This window comes from Novosphingobium sp. B-7 (assembly GCF_000410615.1).
In the GTDB taxonomy this organism is placed as follows: Bacteria; Pseudomonadota; Alphaproteobacteria; order Sphingomonadales; family Sphingomonadaceae; genus Novosphingobium; species Novosphingobium capsulatum.
The window spans coordinates 427-2,115 of the sequence record NZ_KE148482.1; the positions used below are offsets into that span (position 1 = coordinate 427).

The 1,689-nt window shown below is 68.8% G+C and carries 2 protein-coding genes; both read left to right on the top strand.

Translation table 11 applies throughout. The annotated features are described in order from the left end of the window. The first annotated feature begins 44 nt into the window (after window positions 1–44). Window positions 45–983, top strand: coding sequence for an HlyD family secretion protein (locus H926_RS0120895; RefSeq protein ID WP_043610794.1), 939 nt, complete (start codon window positions 45–47; stop codon window positions 981–983). Continuing rightward, window positions 980–1,689, top strand: a 710-nt coding sequence (locus tag H926_RS29530; protein ID WP_022677986.1) for a TolC family protein, incomplete at its 3' end; no start/stop codon positions are given. The genes H926_RS0120895 and H926_RS29530, both read left to right, overlap by 4 nt.

Sequence of the window (1,689 nt, forward strand, 5' to 3'; positions counted from 1 at the left end):
GCGCTGCTCGTGCGCTTTCCCCAGTTGATCAATGGATGGCTCTGATGTCGCTGCTCGCTTCCCCCACCTTTCGCAAGACCGTCCAGATCGGCGTGACCGGCGCCATCGTCATCGTCGCCGCCATCGGCGCGCGTTCGCTATGGCTGCATTACCAGGCCGATCCGTGGACGCGCGATGGCCGCGTGCGCGCCGATGTGGTGCAGGTGGCGCCCGATGTGCAGGGCCTGGTCACCCAGGTCGCCGTGGTCAACGACCAGCCGGTGCACAAGGGTGACGTGCTATTCCAGATCGATACCGCGCGCTATGCCCTGGCCGTGCGCCAGGCCGACGATGCCATTGCCCAGGCGCGCACCGGGATCACCCGCGCCCGCGTCGCCCTGGCCGAGGCCCAGCGCGAGGCGGCGCGCAACCGTGGCCTGGGCGATCTGGTGCCGCTGGAAGTGACGCAGCAGAGCGAGACCAAGGTGGCCGATGCCCAGGCCCAGGTCGCTGCCGCTCAGGTCATGCTGGAAACCGCGCAAAGCCAGCGCGAGATGGCCCGGCTGAACCTTGATCGCACCACCGTGCGCGCCCCGGTCGATGGCACGATTTCCGACCAGACGCTGCGCCCGGGCAACTATGTCGCGCCGGGCAAGGCGGTGATGGCGCTGGTCGACAACAGTTCGCTGCGCATCGAGGGCTATTTCGAGGAAACCAAGCTGGCCCATGTCCATGTTGGCCAGCGCGCCACCGTGCGCCTGATGGGCGAGGATCGCCTGCTCAAGGGCCATGTCACCTCGATCGCTATGGCGATCGAGGATCACGATCGCACCGGCAGCGCCTCGATGCTGCCCTCGATCAACCCCAGCTTTTCGTGGGTGCGCCTGCCCCAGCGCGTGCCGGTGCGCATCGCCCTGGATGAACGCCCGGCCAATGTCGCGCTGATCGCCGGGCGCACCGCCTCGGTCACCCTCGCGCCCGACAAGCAGGAGAACGCCCGGTGAAGCGCCTTTTCCTGATCGGTTCGGCCATGCTGGCTCTCGCTGGCTGCAAGGCCGTTGGCCCGGATTACCACGTGCCAAAGGATGCAGCGATCACGCGCCCGGCGGCGCAGGGCGCATTCCAGTCCGCCCCCGCCGCGCTGACCACGGCCGATCCGCTGCCGGCGCGCTGGTGGCATCTCTATGACGATCCCGTGCTCGATGGGCTGGAAGAACAGGCGCTGGCCGCCAATACCGATCTGCGCGTGGCCGCGGCCAACTTTGCCCGCGCGCGCGCCGTGACGGCCGTGGCCGAAGGCGGCAAGGAAGTGGATTTTGGGGTTTCGGCCGGGGCGCAGCACGCGCGCCTGTCGGGGCAGTCCTATCTGCAGAACGAGCAGTTGCCCGTTGCCGATATCGGCGATGTGGGCGCGGAAATGAGCTATCAGATCGATCTGTTCGGCCGCATCCGCCGCCAGATCGAGGCGGCCCGCGCCGATGAGGAAGCGATCGCCGCCACGCAGGATGCGGTCAAGGTCACCGTCGCGGCCGATGTGGCGCGGGCCTATGTCGGCGTCTGTGCCGCCCACGCCGCTGAAGACCTGGCACAGCGCGCGATCACCCTGCAAGGGCATCTGGTCGATATCAACCGCCGCCTGGTCTCGGCCGGGCGCAGCGCCGCTCCCGATGTTACCGCCGCGCAAGGCCGCCTGGCCCAGGCGCAGGCCGC

Excerpts from the sequence above, each read along its gene's own strand:
- H926_RS0120895 (WP_043610794.1), top strand. The coding sequence starts at position 45 with ATGTCGCTGCTCGCTTCCCCCACCTTTCGCAAGACCGTCCAGATCGGC.